At 44.6% G+C, this 18,591-nt stretch carries 16 protein-coding genes and 1 tRNA gene; 13 read left to right on the top strand and 4 right to left on the bottom strand.

Annotated elements, in window-relative coordinates; genetic code table 11:
* Window positions 1-204 precede the first annotated feature (204 nt).
* From hrcA to HF312_15015, 10 genes are all read left to right on the top strand, one after another.
* Complete coding sequence (gene hrcA, locus HF312_15060) at window positions 205-1,257, top strand: heat-inducible transcription repressor HrcA (protein MCU7521536.1); 1,053 nt, start codon at window positions 205-207, stop codon at window positions 1,255-1,257.
* 43 nt (window positions 1,258-1,300) lie between these two features.
* Complete coding sequence (grpE, locus tag HF312_15055; protein MCU7521535.1) at window positions 1,301-1,987, top strand: nucleotide exchange factor GrpE; 687 nt, start codon at window positions 1,301-1,303, stop codon at window positions 1,985-1,987.
* A 133-nt stretch (window positions 1,988-2,120) separates the two neighbouring features.
* The gene (gene dnaJ / locus HF312_15050) at window positions 2,121-3,263 is read left to right on the top strand and encodes a molecular chaperone DnaJ (protein ID MCU7521534.1); all 1,143 of its coding nucleotides are present in this window, start codon (window positions 2,121-2,123) and stop codon (window positions 3,261-3,263) included.
* A 104-nt stretch (window positions 3,264-3,367) separates the two neighbouring features.
* Window positions 3,368-3,772 carry a helix-hairpin-helix domain-containing protein gene (locus tag HF312_15045; protein ID MCU7521533.1) on the top strand — a complete coding sequence of 135 codons (405 nt, stop codon included), beginning with the start codon at window positions 3,368-3,370 and terminating at the stop codon, window positions 3,770-3,772.
* A gap of 56 nt (window positions 3,773-3,828) precedes the next feature.
* Window positions 3,829-4,749 (top strand): hypothetical protein, encoded by a 921-nt coding sequence (locus HF312_15040; GenBank protein ID MCU7521532.1) that lies wholly within the window; start codon window positions 3,829-3,831, stop codon window positions 4,747-4,749.
* A 4-nt stretch (window positions 4,750-4,753) separates the two neighbouring features.
* Window positions 4,754-5,311 (top strand): 16S rRNA (guanine(966)-N(2))-methyltransferase RsmD, encoded by a 558-nt coding sequence (gene rsmD / locus HF312_15035; GenBank protein MCU7521531.1) that lies wholly within the window; start codon window positions 4,754-4,756, stop codon window positions 5,309-5,311.
* A 189-nt stretch (window positions 5,312-5,500) separates the two neighbouring features.
* Window positions 5,501-5,980 carry a pantetheine-phosphate adenylyltransferase gene (gene coaD / locus HF312_15030; GenBank protein MCU7521530.1) on the top strand — a complete coding sequence of 160 codons (480 nt, stop codon included), beginning with the start codon at window positions 5,501-5,503 and terminating at the stop codon, window positions 5,978-5,980.
* Window positions 5,981-6,181: 201 nt separating this feature from the next.
* The gene (locus tag HF312_15025; protein MCU7521529.1) at window positions 6,182-7,399 is read left to right on the top strand and encodes a pyridoxal phosphate-dependent aminotransferase; all 1,218 of its coding nucleotides are present in this window, start codon (window positions 6,182-6,184) and stop codon (window positions 7,397-7,399) included.
* Window positions 7,396-9,060, top strand: a complete 1,665-nt coding sequence (gene pckA, locus HF312_15020; GenBank protein ID MCU7521528.1) for a phosphoenolpyruvate carboxykinase (ATP) — start codon at window positions 7,396-7,398, stop codon at window positions 9,058-9,060. The genes HF312_15025 and pckA overlap by 4 nt, the downstream gene beginning before the upstream one ends.
* Before the next feature lie 198 nt (window positions 9,061-9,258).
* Window positions 9,259-10,407 (top strand): pyridoxal phosphate-dependent aminotransferase, encoded by a 1,149-nt coding sequence (locus tag HF312_15015; GenBank protein ID MCU7521527.1) that lies wholly within the window; start codon window positions 9,259-9,261, stop codon window positions 10,405-10,407.
* Between the two features lie 67 nt (window positions 10,408-10,474).
* Here HF312_15015 and aroE read toward each other — a convergent pair whose 3' ends face one another.
* The 4 genes from aroE to pruA form a co-directional block, all read right to left on the bottom strand.
* A complete protein-coding gene (gene aroE, locus HF312_15010) occupies window positions 10,475-11,359 on the bottom strand; it encodes a shikimate dehydrogenase (GenBank protein ID MCU7521526.1) in 885 nt (294 codons plus the stop codon).
* A 21-nt stretch (window positions 11,360-11,380) separates the two neighbouring features.
* Complete coding sequence (locus HF312_15005) at window positions 11,381-12,802, bottom strand: tetratricopeptide repeat protein (protein MCU7521525.1); 1,422 nt, start codon at window positions 12,800-12,802, stop codon at window positions 11,381-11,383.
* A gap of 247 nt (window positions 12,803-13,049) precedes the next feature.
* Window positions 13,050-14,210: an ADP-forming succinate--CoA ligase subunit beta gene (gene sucC / locus HF312_15000; protein MCU7521524.1), complete on the bottom strand. Its 1,161-nt coding sequence runs from the start codon at window positions 14,208-14,210 to the stop codon at window positions 13,050-13,052.
* Window positions 14,211-14,369: 159 nt separating this feature from the next.
* Window positions 14,370-15,917: an L-glutamate gamma-semialdehyde dehydrogenase gene (pruA, locus tag HF312_14995; protein MCU7521523.1), complete on the bottom strand. Its 1,548-nt coding sequence runs from the start codon at window positions 15,915-15,917 to the stop codon at window positions 14,370-14,372.
* Between the two features lie 233 nt (window positions 15,918-16,150).
* Between pruA and HF312_14990 the strand changes: the two genes are divergently transcribed.
* The 3 genes from HF312_14990 (at window position 16,151) to HF312_14980 (ending at window position 18,509) form a co-directional block, all read left to right on the top strand.
* On the top strand, window positions 16,151-16,645 hold the full coding sequence (locus HF312_14990) for a hypothetical protein (GenBank protein MCU7521522.1): 495 nt from the start codon (window positions 16,151-16,153) through the stop codon (window positions 16,643-16,645).
* A 101-nt stretch (window positions 16,646-16,746) separates the two neighbouring features.
* Window positions 16,747-18,285, top strand: a complete 1,539-nt coding sequence (locus HF312_14985) for a YifB family Mg chelatase-like AAA ATPase (GenBank protein MCU7521521.1) — start codon at window positions 16,747-16,749, stop codon at window positions 18,283-18,285.
* 137 nt (window positions 18,286-18,422) lie between these two features.
* Window positions 18,423-18,509 (top strand) — tRNA-Tyr (locus tag HF312_14980).
* Window positions 18,510-18,591: the final 82 nt, after the last annotated feature.

Raw genomic sequence — 18,591 nt, 5'->3', positions numbered from 1 at the left:
CTTTTTATTTACCTGCAAAAAATTCAGGGGAACTTGACTTTGCACATTTCCTGGGGGTTTTAGGGAAAGCTTTATGTCCATTGGTGCAGAGCGGCTCAGGCGGTCACAGTCAATTCACACACACCCCTGTTTCGTGAAAAATTCCGTTTTTTTTAATATATTTAAATTTGAAAAAATGAATTGGTAAGTAAATTCAATCAGTGCATGGACATGGAACCGATAGAACTAAGTGACAGAGAAAAGACAATTTTGAGGAATATTATACAGCAGTTTGTTTTGACTGCTAATCCGGTGGGCTCAAGTAATCTTACAAAACAATACGGTCTTGGGCTTTCCTCAGCAACCATCAGGAACATAATGGCTGACCTGGAAGAGGCCGGATATCTTAACCATCCTCATACCTCTGCCGGGCGCGTTCCAACAGATAAAGGGTACCGCTTCTTTGTCAACAGCCTTATGGAACCTCCGCTCCTTAAGGAAGAGGAGAAGGAAACCATTATGCGCGAGCTCAAAATGTTCATGCAGGAGACTGACGACCTGATTCAGGTAACTTCTGCACTGTTGAGCGATATTACCAACCAGCTCGCGATGGTTACTTATCCCAAGCTGGATACAGGGAGGCTGGAAAAGCTTCAGATCGTACAGTTAACATCCTCCCGCATTCTTGTAGTTGTAAGCATTAAGAGCGGACTTGTAAAAACCATTACTCTTGAAATTAACGCAGAGTTTAACGGCGACCATATTGAGGCCGTGCAGAGGCTATTAAACGAACGCCTCTCGGGGCTTACGCTTTCTGAGATCAAGCGTACAATTGGGGAAAGATTCAGGGATATAAGTGAAAATTACAGGCCGATAATAAGGGTATTCCTGGATTCCGCGGACAGAATTTTTACAGGGTTTGAACGCTCAGACAGGGCAATTATTACGGGCGCAAAAAATATATTAAGGCAGCCTGAATTTGAAAAGCACGAGCTCTTCCAGAGCGTCATTGAACTTATTGAGGATAAGGATGTCATTGTTCATATACTCAACAATAAAGTAAGTTCTGAAAATGACCTCGTTATTAAAATCGGCAGTGAAAATGAATCTGAAAGGCTGACTGACTACAGTCTAATTACTAAAGATTATACAATCGGCGATGTTTCCGGCACAATAGGCATCGTAGGACCAAGGAGGATGCAGTATTCAAAGATGATTGCCTCCATTGTCTACGTGGCTGAAGTACTCTCCGAGTACATGAAAAAGGGGAATAAATAAAGCGGAAGCATTGCAATAAATAAAAATTGAAAGGGAGAAGATAATGAAGGACAAAAAAGAAGAGAAAAACAGGGAAAATGAATCGCACCAGATTAAAGTTGAACGGGGCACAAAAGGCAGCGCTCCGAAGAATGTTCACGAGGAAAAGGGTGAGCAGGATATAAAGGGTGCTAATCAAAATGCCAATAGCGCCGATAATGTAACTGCAGAACAGCTGGCGCAGGCTATAGTTGAAAGCACGGAATTTAAGGCCTTAAGAGAGGAAAGTGAAAACCTGACCAAAGAGGTTGCAGAACTTAAAGATAAGCTTCTTAGAAGAGCCGCTGAATTTGAAAATTATAAAAGAAGAACCGAGCAGGAACAGCTCAACTGGCTAAAGTACGCCGCGGAGTCTTTCATTGTTAAAATCCTTCCCGTCTACGACGACCTTGAAAGGTCACTGGCCCATGCAAAGGATGCCAATAATGTCGATGCAATCAAGGAAGGGCTCAACATGGTTCTTAATAAGTTCAGCAAGGTTTTAGAAGAGCAGGGTGTAAAGAAAATAGACGCCAAAGGAAAGCCTTTCGACTTCAACTTTCATGAGGCTCTTCTTCAGCAGAATGTTCCGGGCATTGCGCCGCATACTGTAATTGAAGTTGTGGAACCGGGCTACATTTATAAGGATAAGGTTATCCGCCACGCTAAGGTAATTGTAAGTGATGAAAATTCTTCGGCGGAAACTAAATAGCGCGCACTTTTTGTTCGGCTGTTGCTCTTTCTCCGGGGGAGTGATTTTTAACCGGCAGAGCCGGCCAGAGGGAAATTGAGGATCCGTTAATTTTATACACACATAGGAAATTCTAAAAGGTAAAATACAGAACATGGATAAAAGAGATTATTATGAAGTATTGGGTGTAGATAAAAATGCTTCAAAAGATGACATAAAAAAGGCCTACAGAAAGCTTGCAATGCAGTATCATCCCGACAGAAACCCGGATGATAAGGAGGCAGAGGAAAAATTTAAGGAAGCTGCAGAGGCCTACGAGGTTTTAAGCAATGATGAGAAGAAGGCAAAATACGACCGCTTCGGCCACAGCGGCTTAAGAGGCGGCGGCGGGGCACAGGACTTCGAGGGCTTCAGCAATATAAACGACATATTCTCCCACTTCTCGGACATTTTCGGCGGCGGCTTCGCCGGAGGCGGCGGAGGCGGAATTTTTGACGACTTCTTCGGCACCTCAGGCCAACAGACCAGAGGAAGGAGAAGAGGAACCGGTACTCCGGGATCTGACCTGAAGGTTGTACTGAAACTTACGCTTGAAGAAATTGCAACCGGCGTAACAAAGAAAATTAAGATTAAAAAATATGTGAAATGCGACGTATGCAGCGGAACCGGCGCCAAGGGGGGGACTTCTGTAAAAACCTGCCCCGTGTGTAACGGAAGCGGTGAGGTAAGAAACGTCTCAAGGTCTGTATTCGGACAGTTTGTAAATATTACAGCATGTGCCAACTGCGACGGCGAAGGTACAGTAATTGACAGCCCGTGCAAGAACTGCTCGGGCGACGGAAGGGTCTATGGCGAAGAAACCATAAAGGTCAACGTCCCGGCAGGCGTTACAACGGGAAGCTATATGACGATGAGAGGCGAGGGAAATGCCGGAAAAAGAAACGGGCAGACGGGTAACATAATTGTTGTATTTGAGGAAATGCCTCACGACTATTTTATACGCGAAGGCGACGACATTATTTACGAGCTTTACTTAAGCTATCCGCAGGTCGTTCTTGGAACTGAAGCCGAGGTGCCGACATTAAACGGGAAGGCAAAACTTAAGATCGATGCCGGTACGCAGCCCGGAAAGTTTCTCAAGATGCGCGAAAAGGGAGTTCAGCACCTGAACCGCCACGGCGCAGGCGACGAGCTTGTAAGGATCAATATACACGTTCCGGGCAAGGTGAATTCGAAGGAAAAGGAGCTTTTGAAAGAACTGGCTGAAATGCCTAACATAAAAGTATCAGATAAATAAAAACTAAAATGCAATTCAGGAAAACCGCTAACCGGCTGGGTTTTACGCGGACTGAATTTATTGTAATAACATCCCTGACGGGAATATTTCTGGCAGGACTTTTTTTGAAGTATTCATTTAATGAAAGTCCCGCCCCCTACAGGGATTTTGATTATTCTGCCAGCGACAGTGTTTTTCTGGCGGCGGGTGACTCGACTGTGGAAGAAGGGGAGATAAAGCCTCCAGTTAAAGCTAAAGAAACCGGCCGCATTCTTAAAAACACGGTTTTGGAGCCGGAGAAGGTTTCTTTCAGAAAGAAGGTCCTGGCTGAAGAAAACAGCATAGACGTAAACAATGCCAGTGTGAGCGATTTAATGAAGCTGCCCGGCATTGGAGAGAAAACAGCCGGTAAAATCATAGAACTTAGAAACCTGAAAGGAAGGTTCAAATCCCCGGAAGAGCTCCTGGAAGTAAAAGGGATAGGGCCTGCCAAAATGAGTAAGATCAGAAAATATATTTTTGTAAAATAGAGCTTCATAATAAAATTTTCGTCTTCTGACTTTGGGGCAAAAGACGGGGAGTAAAAATGCCGGGATTTCAGAACCATGCAGGAATAAACCTCACCAACGCAAAAATGCAGTTGGTTGAAGTAAATTACTCTGATGAGGAGTTTATTGTTGAAAATGCCGATGAGGAATACTTCAGTGAGTTCCTTGACTTAAATGCCAGGGAGCCCCGGATAATTGCAACGCTACAGGGCGCCTTTGATGAGCTAGTAATGCGCCACCCCTTAAAGAACAAAATGGTATCTTTTACGCTTCCCAACAGCCTTTTTCACGTCGTAAGGCTCCCTTATGAAAACACGCTTGTTCAGGCAGATATGCTTGAAGAATTCAAGTGGGAGCTGGCAACGCTTTTTCCTAAATCTTCGAGGGAGGAGATGGTGGTTCAGAGCATTAAGGTTGACGACAATAAAAAAATTTCCTCTTCAGCCATTGTTGTTGCCACATACAGGAAGTACCTCAAGCTGTTAAATAATTTCTGCCTTAAGAACGGCCTGAAGCTTAAATTTGTGGACAATGCACATATTGCCTCAGACAGGATTATTTCCCTTAACACTTCTTTTACCGACAGGGAAGTTGTCTTAAGCGTATATATTGCAGGGGAATCGCTCAGCGTGACTTTTCTTTTTAAGGGCAAGCCGATCTATTTTAACATTGTACCCGTCTTAAATGCCGGAGAAATACTGCCCAGGCTTTCTGAGGAGTTGGAAGCAGGCAGGGCCATGAAGATCAACCCGGCCTCGATTTCGAGGGCATATATTTCCGGGGACAATATAGCCGACTCACTTCTTGAAAGGGCAGTGAAAGCCCTGAACATAGAATTTAACCGTTTTAACCCTTTTGAGGAGATAAAAGTTAACCCCGAAGTTTTCGAAAGCCGCGCATTTACAGAAAGAGCCAACTCTTTTTCTCCTGCTGCCGGAATAGCATTCAGGCTGGTTTAAGTATATGAGGATAATTTCAGGACAATTCAGGGGCAGAACGCTTAAGGCTCCAGATTCAAAGTTTACGCGTCCTACTACCGACAGGGTAAGGGAGACGCTTTTTAATCTTCTTAATAACCGCGTTGATTTTGAGGGGATACGGGTGCTTGATATTTATGCCGGTTCAGGCGCTTTGGGGCTTGAGTCTGTAAGCCGCGGAGCAAGTGAAGTGCACTTCATAGAAAAGAATTTCCCGATCTATAAGATCCTGGAGGATAACATAAAATCTATGAAGGGGGATTTCCCTTACAAGATTTTCAAGATGGAAGCCGTAAGGTTTTCCACGATGTCGGAGCATGCTAAGTACGATTTAATTCTTGCCGATCCCCCCTTTTTTAAGGATGACATACATCTTGTAGTAAAGAACCTCTTAAAGAACGGTTTTTTGGCTGAAGAGGGCCTGATTATAATTGAGCGTTCCATACAGACAAAGGATAACGACATAAAGAATTTCGGCATTGAACCCTTTAAGCGAATTGGGGATACGCTTTTATACAGTTTCCAGAACCCCGCCGAAGAATAAAAATCCATGAGAGAATCGGGGGCTGAAGCCCCAAGGGGAGAGAGTGGATCTCCCGGTCCACGGCCTGAAAGGCCGTGGCTTTTCAACCGCGAACTTTGAACTTCGAACCTTTCTTTTTATAGCGCTTGCCTTGCATGAATTAAGTTCTTATAATTGTAGGGCAGATGAAAATAATTCCTGTGTGAGATAATGAAAAAAGTAATTTACCCCGGCACATTTGATCCCGTTACATTCGGGCATGTAGATATAATTAAAAGAGCCTGCGAGCTCTTTGACAGCGTAATAGTTACAATTGCGCGGAATCCGAATAAACTGACCCCTCTTTTTACAGTAGAGGAAAGGATTGAAATGCTGAGGGAAAGCCTGAAGGAATTTCCCAATGTGGATATTGATTCCTTTGACGGCCTGACGGTTGAACATGCAAAAAATGTAGGCGCAATTGGTATTATAAGAGGCCTCCGCGCCGTGAGCGATTTTGAGTATGAATTTCAGATGGCTCTAATGAACCGCAAACTAGATGGCAACATATCAACCATATTTCTCATGCCTCACGAAAAATACACCTATCTGAATTCTTCGATCATACGCAATCTTGCAAGCCTGAAGAGTGACGTCAGCGATTTTGTTCCGGCAAATGTAGCCAGGGCTTTAAGGGAAAAATTCGGCTGACATTATATCATGGCTTTTCTACATGGACTACTGTTCTCAAAAATTTGTTCTTAAATTAATTTGTTCTTTAGTAGTATTGCTCTCACACCAGGGTTCAAAAAAATCCCGGAAAAATCTAAAAGCAAAAAAGCCGCTTGGAAAGTGAAGGCAGTAATAAATTGCACTCGTGAGTTTTCTTTATAAATAAACAAAGGGTGTTCAATGAGTCTAAGTCAAATTGCCAGAACTATTTCGGCTTCACCTACTCTTAAGCTTAATGAGAAAGCTGCCATATTAAGAGAGAAGGGTGATCCGGTAATCCACCTGGGCGGAGGCGAGCCCAAGAGCAAAGCTCCCATGGATGCCTTGCTTTCAGCCGTAGCTAACCTTAATTCAGGTGAAGTCAGGTATACCCCGGCCGATGGTATTCCTGCCTTAAAGAAAGCAGTTATTCGCTATACCGAAGAATTTTACCACAGAAAAGTTTCACCTCTTAACGTTATGGCCTCAGGCGGCGCCAAACAGGCTATAATGGTGGCACTGCAGGCAATTCTAAACCCCCAGGAAGAAGTAATTTATCCTGCCCCTTACTGGGTGAGTTACCCTGAAATGGCCAAGCTCTGCGGAGCTATAGGCGTTCCGGCACTGCCCGAGGACGGGACATTTTACCCCACAATACAGGATATTGAACAGAGAGTTGGTTCCTACACAAAAGCCGTTATTATCAACAGCCCGAATAATCCTACGGGCGTCATGTATACAGAAGAATTTATAGCGGACATAGTGGACTTCTGCGAAAGACGCGACCTTTACCTTATTATGGATGACATCTACCACCGCCTCATTTTCGACAACAGAAAGCCCCTCAGCTGCTACGATTACGCAAAGGACCTGACTGAAAATTCAAAGCTCATTGTTATAAACGGAATTTCAAAGCAGTACGCCATGACAGGCTTCAGGATCGGCTGGGCTGTTGGAAGCAAGAAGCTAATTGAGGCAATGACAAATATACAGGGGCACCAGACTTCAGGCCCTTCCGTTGTCCTACAGCAGGCAGCCGTAGGCGCGCTTAACGGCGTACAGTCCAGCGTCGAAAGCCTAAGATGCACGCTTGAAAACAACCGCAACGTAATGATCGATCAGCTGAACTCTTTTGAGGGTGTTAGAGTAACAAAGCCCGACGGCACATTCTACTGCTTTGCAGATTTCAGCCATTATATGAAAAGCTCAAACAAGCTCTCGGAATTTCTGATCGATAAGGTACAGGTCTTAACCGTTCCCGGTGCTGAATTCGGTCTTGAGGGCTACCTCAGGCTTTCATACTGCGGTACGATAAAGGATATAACAGAAGGCATTGAACGCATGAAGTGGGCTCTGGATCCCAATTCACCAAATGAATTATATATTGGCGACCGTAAATTAGTGAGGGACTGGTCATGAGTAAATATTTAGAATTTAACACCCCGGCAAGCAAAGAAGCAATGGAACTGGCCTCGGATTTCAGGCTGAAAAACCAGGGTATTAACTATCTTGACAGGGTTTACTGGAATCTTCCTGAACCGGCTTTATATGAAGAAATTATATTCAGAAATGAAGGGCACCTTTCAAAAGGAGGGCCTCTTCTTGTAAATACGGGTAAACATACTGCGCGTGCCGCGGCAGATAAGTTTATAGTAAAGGAAGAATCAACAGAAGAAAAGATCTGGTGGGGAATTTATAACCGCCCCTTCAGCCTTGAAAAGTTCAACTCTCTTTTTAACCGTTTTCAGGCATGGGCACAGGGTGAAGAGCTTTTTGTGCAGGACTGCTACGCAGGAGCCGACCCTGAGTACCGGCTTCCGGTAAGAATTGTTACTGAAAAAGCCTGGCACAGCCTTTTTGCTCGCAATATGTTCATAACTACGCCGGACCAGAACGTCTTAAAGAACTTTGTGCCTGAGTTTACGGTAATTGCCGTGCCGGGCTTTAAGGTGGATCCTATTATTGACGGCACGCGTTCGGAAACGGCAATAATACTTAATTTTTCGGAAAGGATATGCATTATTGCAAACTCGCTTTATGGCGGGGAGATAAAGAAGTCTGTTTTTACAGTCCTGAATTTCCTTCTTACATTCCGTGACGTGCTTCCGATGCACTGTTCGGCAAACGTGGGTAAAGAGGGGGACGTTGCAATATTTTTCGGTCTTTCCGGCACGGGTAAAACCACTCTTTCAGCCGACCCGAAAAGAAGGCTTATTGGAGACGACGAGCACGGCTGGAGCCGGGAGGGTGTCTTTAACTTTGAAAGCGGGTGCTACGCCAAGGTAATAAGGCTGTCGCCTGACCATGAGCCGGAGATTCATGCATGCACAAAACGCTTCGGCACAATACTGGAAAACGTTGTCTACGATCCCGTCTCGCGCATGATAGATCTTAACGACGACCATATTACGGAAAACACACGTGCTTCCTACCCGCTGGAATTTATTCCGAACGTTGTGCCTGAAAAGATGGTCCGCTCGCATCCAAAGAACATCATATTCCTTACCTGCGATGCCTCGGGTGTTATGCCGCCAATTGCAAGGCTGAACCCTGAACAGGCACAGTACCACTTTATAAGCGGCTACACCTCAAAAATTGCAGGCACCGAGATAGGCTTAGGAATTGAGCCGCAGATTACGTTCAGCGCATGCTTCGGGGCACCTTTCATGGTGCGGCATCCGTTTGAATATGCCGAAATGTTAAAGCAAAGGATGTTAAAGCACAACGTCAACTGCTGGCTGGTTAATACCGGCTGGGTGGGAGGACGCTTCGGCGTTGGGAAACGCATAAGCATACGCCATACGCGTAACCTGCTTAATGCAGCCCTGGAAGGAAAGCTCTGCGACGTTGAATACCGCAGGGATAAGCTTTTCGGATTCGAGGTGCCTCTTACATGCCCGGATGTTCCCGAAGACGTGCTTGAACCCTCAAACTCATGGGGCGACAAGAATGAATACTGGAAAAAGTACGACGCGCTTGCAGCCAGGTTTATTGAAAACTTCAAGCTCTTTCAAAACGGCTGCACTCACGAGGTAATTAGTGCCGGTCCCGTGAGACTCTCACACCTTCAGCAAGCTTAAAAAGTTAGAAAGATCTTTTACCTGTCTGATCCCTCTTTTCCTTAAATGCGGAAAAGGGGGATTTTTTTTCTTCAATGAGTAATTAAAGAATTGAACAATTAGAGTAATTTAAATATTTTTATCTCTTCACAGACAGAAATAAAGGACGGAATTAAATTGATCTCAGAACGTATAAAAAAAATTGCGGCCTCACCAACAATGAAAGTGGCGGCTAAGGCCATACAACTAAAAGCCGAAGGTGCCGACCTGGTGGACTTCAGCGTAGGTGAGCCCGATTTTCCGACACCGGAGCATATAAAAGAAGCTGCAAGAATAGGCATCGACAATAACTTTACAAAGTACACTGTTAATGAGGGAATGCTTGAGCTCCGGATTGCAATTGCTGAAAAGCTGAAACGTGAAAATAACCTGGAGTATGACCCAAAAGAGATACTGGTCTCCAACGGTGCAAAGCAGGCTCTCTTTAATGTGGTTATGACGCTGGTTGAAGAGGGGGACGAGGTATTGATACCGGCTCCATATTATGTTTCATACCCTGAAATGGTTAAAATTGCGGGCGGAAAGCCGGTTACAGTCCAGACAAAAGCTGAAGACGGCTTTAAGCTTATGCCTGATGCCCTGTTAGACGCCATAAATGAAAAGACAAAAGCGCTCATACTATGCTCGCCATCCAACCCCACTGGTCTTGTTTATACAGAAAAGGAACTTGAAGCCCTGGGTGAAGTAATAAAAGAGAAGAACATATTTGTCATTTCGGATGAGGTATATGAAAAGCTGATTTATGACGATATCCCCTTTGCCAGCATGGCTTCGGTAAGTCCTGAACTGAAATCGCTTACAGCCGTTGTAAACGGCCTTTCAAAGTCGTACGCCATGACAGGCTGGAGAATAGGTTATGCCGCCTGCCGGAGGGAAATTATAACAGGTGCATCCAAAATACAAAGCCACAGCACATCGGGGGCTTCTTCAGTCTCACAGTATGCCGGCATTGCAGCCTTAAGCGGGCCACAGGATACGATAAAGGTTATGAATAAGGAATTCAAAAGAAGAAGGGATTATATTTACGAAAAGCTCATTTCGGTTCCGGGTGTCAGATCTACCAGACCCTCGGGAGCTTTTTATATTTTTCCTGACCTGTCTTCTTTTTACGGTAAAAGTTTTAACGGGCACACAGTTAACAGTTCAAGCGATATGGCGCTTTATATTCTTGAAAAAGCCAAAGTGGCTGTAGTGCCGGGCATAGCCTTCGGAAGTGACGACCACATCAGGATTTCTTACTCTACTTCCATGGAAAACATTGTTGAAGGGGTGGACAGAATTATTTCGGCACTGGGAAAATTAAAGTAGCCATAAATTTATATGAAAAAAGCGGATCAGAAGTGATCCGCTTTTATTAAATTTAACTGCCTATAGTTCAGTTCGTGGAAATGTAGAGCTTTAAGGCTTTTAGTATCTGTTCAACAGGCATCTCCTCTCCGGTCCAGAGTTCAAAGGATTTTGCTCCCTGATAGACCAGCATCTTAAGCCCGTCAATAACCGTAGCGCCTTCAATTTCAGCAATACGCAGGAGCTTTGTCTGAAGCGGATTGTATACAAAATCAAAAACTATCTGTCCTTTAGTAAACGACTGCGGGATTGTTGTAATAGCATCATCAACATTAGGGCTCATGCCGACGGATGTGGCATTGATTATAAGTTTGGAATCTTTGAACACATCCACAAGGTCAAAAGGTACAAGTTCATATGAGCAGATATTGCTAAAATGCATCTTGGAGTAGAAGTATTCCTTGAGGCTTTCAGCTTTCTGGTCAGTCCTGTTAATAATGTTTATATTCTTCGGGCGGAAGTTTCTTATGAGGGCGTAGACTGCGCTTCTAGCCGCTCCGCCGGCGCCGACGACGGTGACGTTATCTGCACCCATAAGCTCGTCCTTATACGGCATAAGCGATTCTGTAATGCCGTAGACGTCTGTATTATAGCCGCTTAGTGTACCGCTGTCGTTTACGACTGTATTAACGGCTCCAATGACGCTGGCCTCTTCAGAAACATTTTTCAGGTACTGAATGATGTTTTCCTTGTGGGGGAGTGTTATATTGAACCCCTTGATGCCGAGTGCCACCATGCCGTTTATTGCAGCCTTAAGCGTATTAAAAGGCACGTCAAAAGGAAGATATATGTAATTCAGGTTTTTCAGTTCAAATGATATATTGTGCATCAGCGGTGAATAAGTATGTCTGATCGGATGGCCGATGATGCCGATAATCTGTGTCTCCAGATTGAATTTGTTGTATGATGTCATAAAGTGTATTTAATAGATGTATTAGTTTTCGTCGAGTAATTTTCTAAACAGTTTGGAAGCCTTTATTTCAGGATATTCCTTTGCAAACTCCTTCTTAATTGAAGGATCAAGCCTGAAGGCATTCTTAAGGCATTCGATAGCTTCCTGAGTCTTGCTCAGTATGAAATTTACCTTTGCCTTGCCGTAATACGAGTTTGCGTCTGAAGGATTAAGCTTAATGCATTCGTTATATGCCGTCATGCCTTCAGTCCAGTTGCCGATCTCAAGATCGATTTCAGCCAGTTTGAACCAGATCTGGTAATTTTCCGGATCGGTTGAAAGGGCGCTTTTATAGCTTTCAGCCGCCTCGTCCAGTTTGCCTAAGGAAAGGTCCAGATCGCCCTTTGCAATCCATGCGTCCGGTGAAGAGTCGTTGAGTTTTATGGCAGTATTGTAATCCTTGAGCGCCATGTGAAGTCTGCCCAGGCTGCTAAAGCAGAATCCTCTGGCCAGAAAAGCCTCAAAGTAATCGCTTTTACACTTTATTGCTTCGGTGTAATTATTAATTGCCCCTTCAAGGTCGTCGAGTTCCTCATAGATCTGTCCGATATTGAAGAAAATAGCTTCATCAGTCTTGTCAAGTCCGGCAGCCTTCTGGAAGGCCTCCAGGGCCTCGGTCAGCTGTCCCAGGTTGGCAAGAGCGATCCCCATATTGAACCATGCATTGCAGAAATCTTCTTTAAGTGCGAGCGCAAGTTCAAAATTATCCACAGCTTCCTTATAGTTACTCATTCGGATCTGAATAATTCCGCGGTTATACCAGCCGGTTACGCTGTAGGGTTCAAGATCCAGGAATTTGTTATATGCTTCAAGTGATTTTTCGTAATTTCCTGTATCCTCATAGCAGTATCCCAGTTCATAGAAAGCCTCGCCGTATTCGGGGTCAGCTTCGACTGCTTTTTTAAAGTGACTGATGGCCAGATCATATTTTTCGTCTCTTTCATAAATGACGCCCAGCGAAAAATGAGCTTCCTCGTTCCCGGGTTCAAATCTGAGTGCCGTTTCAAGAGACTCCATGGCTTCTTCGACAAGGCCTAAATTGTCTTCAGCCATAGCTTTATTAATAAGAGTTTCAGCATCATTCGGATTCATGGACAATGCCCGGTTGAAGCAGTTATAGGCTTCATCGAACTCAAAGGAATTATTCAGGAAAATTCCCTTAAACTGCCACAGTTCTGAATTATAAGGAGCAATTTCCAGCAGAGCATTCGTAAAATAGAGCCCGTCTTCGGTATAGTCGTAGTCCAGGCATGCCTCAATGAGCTCCTCAATTGATTCCATGTAAATGAAAATGGCCCCTTCAGCTATAAGGTTTCTGTATTTTTCAATCTTTTCCTTCAGCTCTTTTTCATCAAAGAAATAATCATCGCCACTGTTTCCGAATTTATCATCGGAATAATTCATTCTAACTCCAGTTTACCTTAGGTGAAAATCTATTATTCTGTCTGCTCAAAATCAAGTTGAAATATAACATAATGAGCAATTAAACTGCAAGATAACTTTCCGTAATAATAAGTAATTAATTATGCCCGGAATGTAATATGATAAATCAAAAAGAAAGGCGGATAGTTCCGCCTTTGGTGAAGTTTTTGAAATATATTTTGTGGAATATACTTGTTTTTTTGCCTGTTTTACAGCTTTTCAGTGTGTTTTAGTGCAGTACCGCGGTTACTTTTTCTGCGGCCTCCCTGAGGCTTTTGGCTACTTCAAAATTCAGGCCTGACTTTTGAAGCAGTTCGCCTGCCTCACGGGCGTTTGTACCTTCAAGGCGCACAACAATAGGCACTTCCACGTGAATTTCATTTACAGCGTCAATTACGCCCTGAGCCACACGGTCGCATCTGACAATACCGCCGAAGATGTTTATAAGTATGGCCTTAACATTAGGATCCGACAGAATGATCTTGAAGCCGTTTGCAACTGTTTCCTTGTTTGCCGTACCGCCGACGTCCAGGAAATTAGCCGGTTCACCGCCGGCAAGCTTAATAATATCCATTGTAGCCATTGCAAGGCCTGCTCCGTTAACCATACAGCCAACGTTGCCGTCGAGCTTAATATAGTTGAGGTTGAACTTTGAGGCTTCAATTTCAAGCTGGTCTTCCTCATCCAGGTCCCTGTATTCCACAATATCAGGGTGGCGGAAGAGGGCATTGTCGTCAAAATTCATTTTAGCGTCGAGTGCAATAACCTCGCCTTCTTTTGTCACAACCAGAGGGTTGATCTCGGCAAGGGAAGCGTCAGTTGCCTGATAAACCTTATAGAGCGAGGTAAGGAACTTAACTGCATTTTTGTTCTGAAGGCCCGAAAGCCCGAGTCCGAAGGCGAGTTTTCTTGCCTGGTAGGGCTGCAGTCCTACTTCGGGATCAACGGTTTCTTTCAGTATTTTCTCTGGAGTTTCCGCTGCAACCTTCTCAATTTCAACGCCCCCTTCGGTTGAAACCATAATGGTATCTTTTGACTTTGCGCGGTCGAGTGTAATGCCGACATAGAGCTCTTTGTCTATATTAACGCCCTGTTCAATAAGAAGGCGTTTTACGAGCTTGCCTTCGGGGCCTGTCTGGTGTGTAACGAGCGTCATACCAAGGATCTGGCCGGCCAGTTCCTTAACTTCATCCAGGCTTTTAGCCAGCTTTACGCCGCCGCCCTTGCCGCGGCCGCCTGCGTGGATCTGTGCCTTGACGACCCAGACGCTGCCGCCAATTTCCCGGGCAGCCTCTACGGCTTCTTCTACTGAAAAAGCAACTTTCCCTTTTGGAACAGGAACGTTGAACTTACGAAAAATTTCTTTTGCCTGATACTCATGAATTTTCATCTGTTTTCCCTCGGTTGAATAAGATTTTTTTATAAAGCGGCTTCTCCTAAAGAATTGATTCTTAAGGGAAAAGCCGCCGCATAATCTGTTATTTCAAGTGTTAAAGAGAACTAAGGTAAAAGAGAACTAATACTGTAAAAAACTAAATAATGTAAAGAACTAAATTTTTTCGCTGATAGCCTTGGCCTGCATGAAAAGGAGCAGATAGTCCCTTCCGCCTGCCTTGCTATCGGTGCCTGACATGTTAAAGCCGCCGAAAGGATGGCCGCCAACCATTGCACCTGTGCATTTCCTGTTGAAATAAAGGTTGCCAACGAAGAAGTGCTTTCTTGCCTTTTCAAGTTTTTCGCGGTTGTCTGTGTAGACCGCGCCTGTAAGGCCGTACTGTGTATTGTTTGCAATTTCAAGTGCGTTATCGAAATTACGGGCTTTAATTACGGCAAGAACAGGTCCGAAGATCTCTTCTTTTGAGATTTTTGCATCCGGTTTTACGTCAACAATAACAGTCGGCTTAATAAAGAATCCGTTTCCGTCTGAAGCTCCGCCGCCAACGAGAAGCTTGCCTTCTTTTTTGCCGGCTTCAATGTAGGAAAGGATGTTTTTTCTGGCCGATTCATTAATTACAGGACCCATGGCAACGTTATCTGTAGCAGGGCCTACCTGGAGCTTTGAAACCGCGTCTTTCAGCTTTGAAACAAATTCGTTATAAACTTTAGAATCAACAATAGCTCTTGAGCATGCTGAGCATTTTTGTCCCTGGAAGCCGAAGGCTGAAGTTACAACGCCTTTAACGGCTTCGTCAACGTTGGTTTCGCTGTCGACAATAATTGAGTCCTTTCCGCCCATTTCGGCAACAACTCTCTTAAGCCATTTCTGTCCGGGCTGAACCCCGGCAGCGAGCTGATTGATATGAATACCTACTTCCATTGAGCCTGTAAAGGAAACAAAACGTGTCAGGGGGTGTGAAACCAGAGTGTCGCCTACTTCTCCGCCTGAGCCGGGGAGGAAGTTAAGCACACCTGCCGGAAGGCCTGCTTCCTGCATGATTTCATAATAAAGCCTACCCATCATAGGAGTATCGCTTGAAGGCTTAAGAACAACTGTGTTTCCTGTTACAATTGCGGCCGAAGACATGCCGACTAAGATTGCAAAGGGGAAGTTCCAAGGCGGAACGACAACGCCTACGCCAAGAGGGATATAAACCAGTTCATTTTCTTCACCCTTTATAGGAGTAATAGGCTGCTTTTCGGCGTAGCGGAGCATTTCGCGGGCGTAGAATTCCATGAAGTCAATTGCTTCTGCCGTGTCGGCGTCAGCCTCAACAAAGTTTTTTCCGGCTTCATAGATCATCCATGCATTTATTTCAAACCTTCTTCTTTTTGCTATTTCAGCTGCCCTGAAGAGTATTGCTGCTCTTTCTTCTGCAGGGGTAAGCTTCCACTGTTCGAATTTTTTTGCAGCTTCTCTGATTGCCCTGTCGGCAAGTTCCTTTGTGCCCTTATAGAACGAAGCTACGATCTCGTCCTTATTTGAAGGGTTATAGGAATTAAGCTTGCTTTCAGTTTTTACCTTCTTTCCTCCAATCATTATCTCATAGGTTTTGCCTAATTTTTTGCAAACGGCTTCAAGAGCCTCCACCTGTTTGGCGTGGATCCTTTTGTCGTTAAAGTTCTGAATGGGTTCGTTTTTGAACGGCTTAACTTTCATCAGAATTACTCCTGTTTATGGATTAAGAAACATTAAAAATTATACTCAAATTACGTCTTTTGATTCTAATAAGCAATTTAAGATTGCGGGGGAAAATCGGTATAGATAGAGCAGGGGAATGGCAAGAAATTGAAATAATTTAAATATAATTTTGCTAATTTTCCGAATCCGGCTTCCGTCACAATATATATACTCTAAAAGGAATATTATCTCATACAAAAATGGAAAACAAAATGACTAAATCAGTTCTTGCAGCTATGCTTTTTATTCTGGCATTATCCGGCTGCGCACGCACCACTCAGATTGAAAAAGAACAGACTAAAGATGAGTATTACATGAATATCAATGAAGAGTGTGAGAACAAGTATGCCGTGCTCAGGCTGCAGGATAAAGACCCTTTCAGGGTTTATAACGTCAGAATCGGACCTGACACTACTTCATGGACGGATATAGCAGACGGAAAAATCAAATCTGTTCAGACCGGCAGTGTTTATTCTGTACAGGTTACAGACAGGGCAGGGGGCTTTCTATCCGGGCTGGCATACGGCGCTCTCTGCGGAGCTGGAGCAGGTATTGTATATGGGAATTTAACAGACCCTCAAAACCATAATGGCGGCAGGTTTTTAGGATTACTTGGAGGTGCTTTAGTCGGGGTTATTGCCGGCCCGGTTATCGGAGTTACAGCAGGAGAGCAATATTATTTCATCATTAACGAAAAGATTAAATAAAATAGGACGGTTCTTACCCTTAAGGTTCTTTTTTAAGTTTGACATTAAAAGAATAAATTAATAATGTAAGAGCATATCTACATTTTGAGGGGTTAGATGTCATGCTCTCGAAAATTCTCTCCAGCGCCACCTACGGAATTGACGCCTTCTTAGTTGAAGTGGAAACCCATATTGAAAAGAAGATTCCTGCTTTTACTATTGTCGGCCTTCCGGACAATGCGGTAAAGGAAAGCCGCGAAAGGGTGCTGGCCGCAATTAAAAATTCGGGCTTCGACTTTCCGGCAAGAAAAATTACTGTCAATCTGGCTCCTGCAGACATTAAAAAAGAGGGGAGCTCATTTGACCTGCCTATTGCCGTGGGGCTTCTTGCGGCAAATGAAGAGATAAACGAAAGGTGGCTTAATGACACCGTGTTCTTAGGTGAACTTGCACTCGATGGCCGCCTGAGGGCAGTGAAAGGGGCACTTCCCATTGCAGCCGAGGCCAGGAATAAAGGGATTAAAAGAATCCTCCTTCCTTCCGACTGCGCGCGCGAGGCCTCAATTGTTGACGGCATTGATATTTTTCCTGTTGAAAGCCTTGATGAAGTGGTAAAACTCCTGAACGACAGCATGGAAAAAAGTCCTTTGGTTACAGACAAGGATGCAATATTTTCACAGGTAAATCAGTATCACATAGATTTTTCCGACGTCAAAGGGCAGGAGAACGTCAAGCGGGCTCTTGAAGTGGCAGCTGCAGGCGGGCATAATATACTTATGATAGGCCCTCCAGGCTCGGGTAAAACTATGCTTGCAAAAAGGATCCCCACAATACTGCCTCCCTTAAGCTTTGAGGAGGCGCTTGAGACAACAAAGATCCATTCTGTTGCAGGCATATTGCCGCGCGATAAGGCTCTTGTTACTGTCCGCCCCTTCAGAAGCCCGCACCACACGGTCTCAGACGCGGCCTTAGTCGGGGGAGGTTCTTTTCCGAGGCCCGGGGAAGTCTCCTTTGCGCATCACGGGGTTTTGTTCTTAGATGAGCTGCCGGAATTTAAGAAGAACGTTCTTGAAGTCCTGAGGCAGCCACTTGAGGACAGCCGTGTTACGGTAAGCCGGGCAAAAATGTCAATTGAATTTCCGGCTAACTTTATGCTGGCGGCAGCCATGAACCCCTGTCCCTGCGGATACTATTCTGATCCCTCAAGGCGCTGCACGTGCGCTCCGCCGCAGATAGTGCATTATATGGCAAAGATCTCAGGCCCGCTTTTAGACAGGATTGACATTCACATCGAAGTCCCGGCAGTAAAGTATAAGGAGCTTTCCGATAACTCGAGAGGGGAGGCCTCAGAGTCCATAAGGAGCAGGGTAATCAGGGCCAGGGACATACAGCTTAAAAGATTTTCAGGGTTAAAGTACATTTACACAAATGCCGACATGGGGTCGCGCGAGGTAAGGCAGTTCTGCGGGCTTGACACGTCAGGAAGTGAAGTCCTTAGAAAAGCAATGTCGAGGCTGGGGCTTTCAGCCCGTGCATACGACAGGATACTGAAGGTAAGCCGTACAATAGCCGACCTGGAGGGTATGGATTCCATTAAGCCGCAGCACGTCAGTGAGGCAATACAGTACCGCACACTTGACAGAGAGCTCTGGAAGAATTAAATTTGTGCATTAAAAATTACCTTAAAACCCAGTTTTTTTCTAAATATTTTATTAAATGGAAAAAACTGAAATAATTTTCTTTGCCTAAGCTTGCTTTTTTCAAAAGTTAGGGCTATATTTGTTTCTCATTTTGATACGGGCGGACGCCGGAGTTGGAGAGCCGGGGCGGACTGTAAATCCGTTGGCAAACGCCTTTGGGGGTTCGAATCCCTCGCCGCCCACCAAATGTTGACTATCAGAAATTGGTCGTTGGAGATTGTTAAAGAATCGTTTTTACAACCAACAATTGAAGATGTCAATTCCTAA

This window comes from Ignavibacteria bacterium (genome assembly GCA_025612375.1).
GTDB lineage: Bacteria > Bacteroidota > Ignavibacteria > Ignavibacteriales > SURF-24 > JAAXKN01.
Note: the sequence above shows the minus strand (reverse complement) of the source record. Positions and strands in the feature narration are given on the sequence as shown.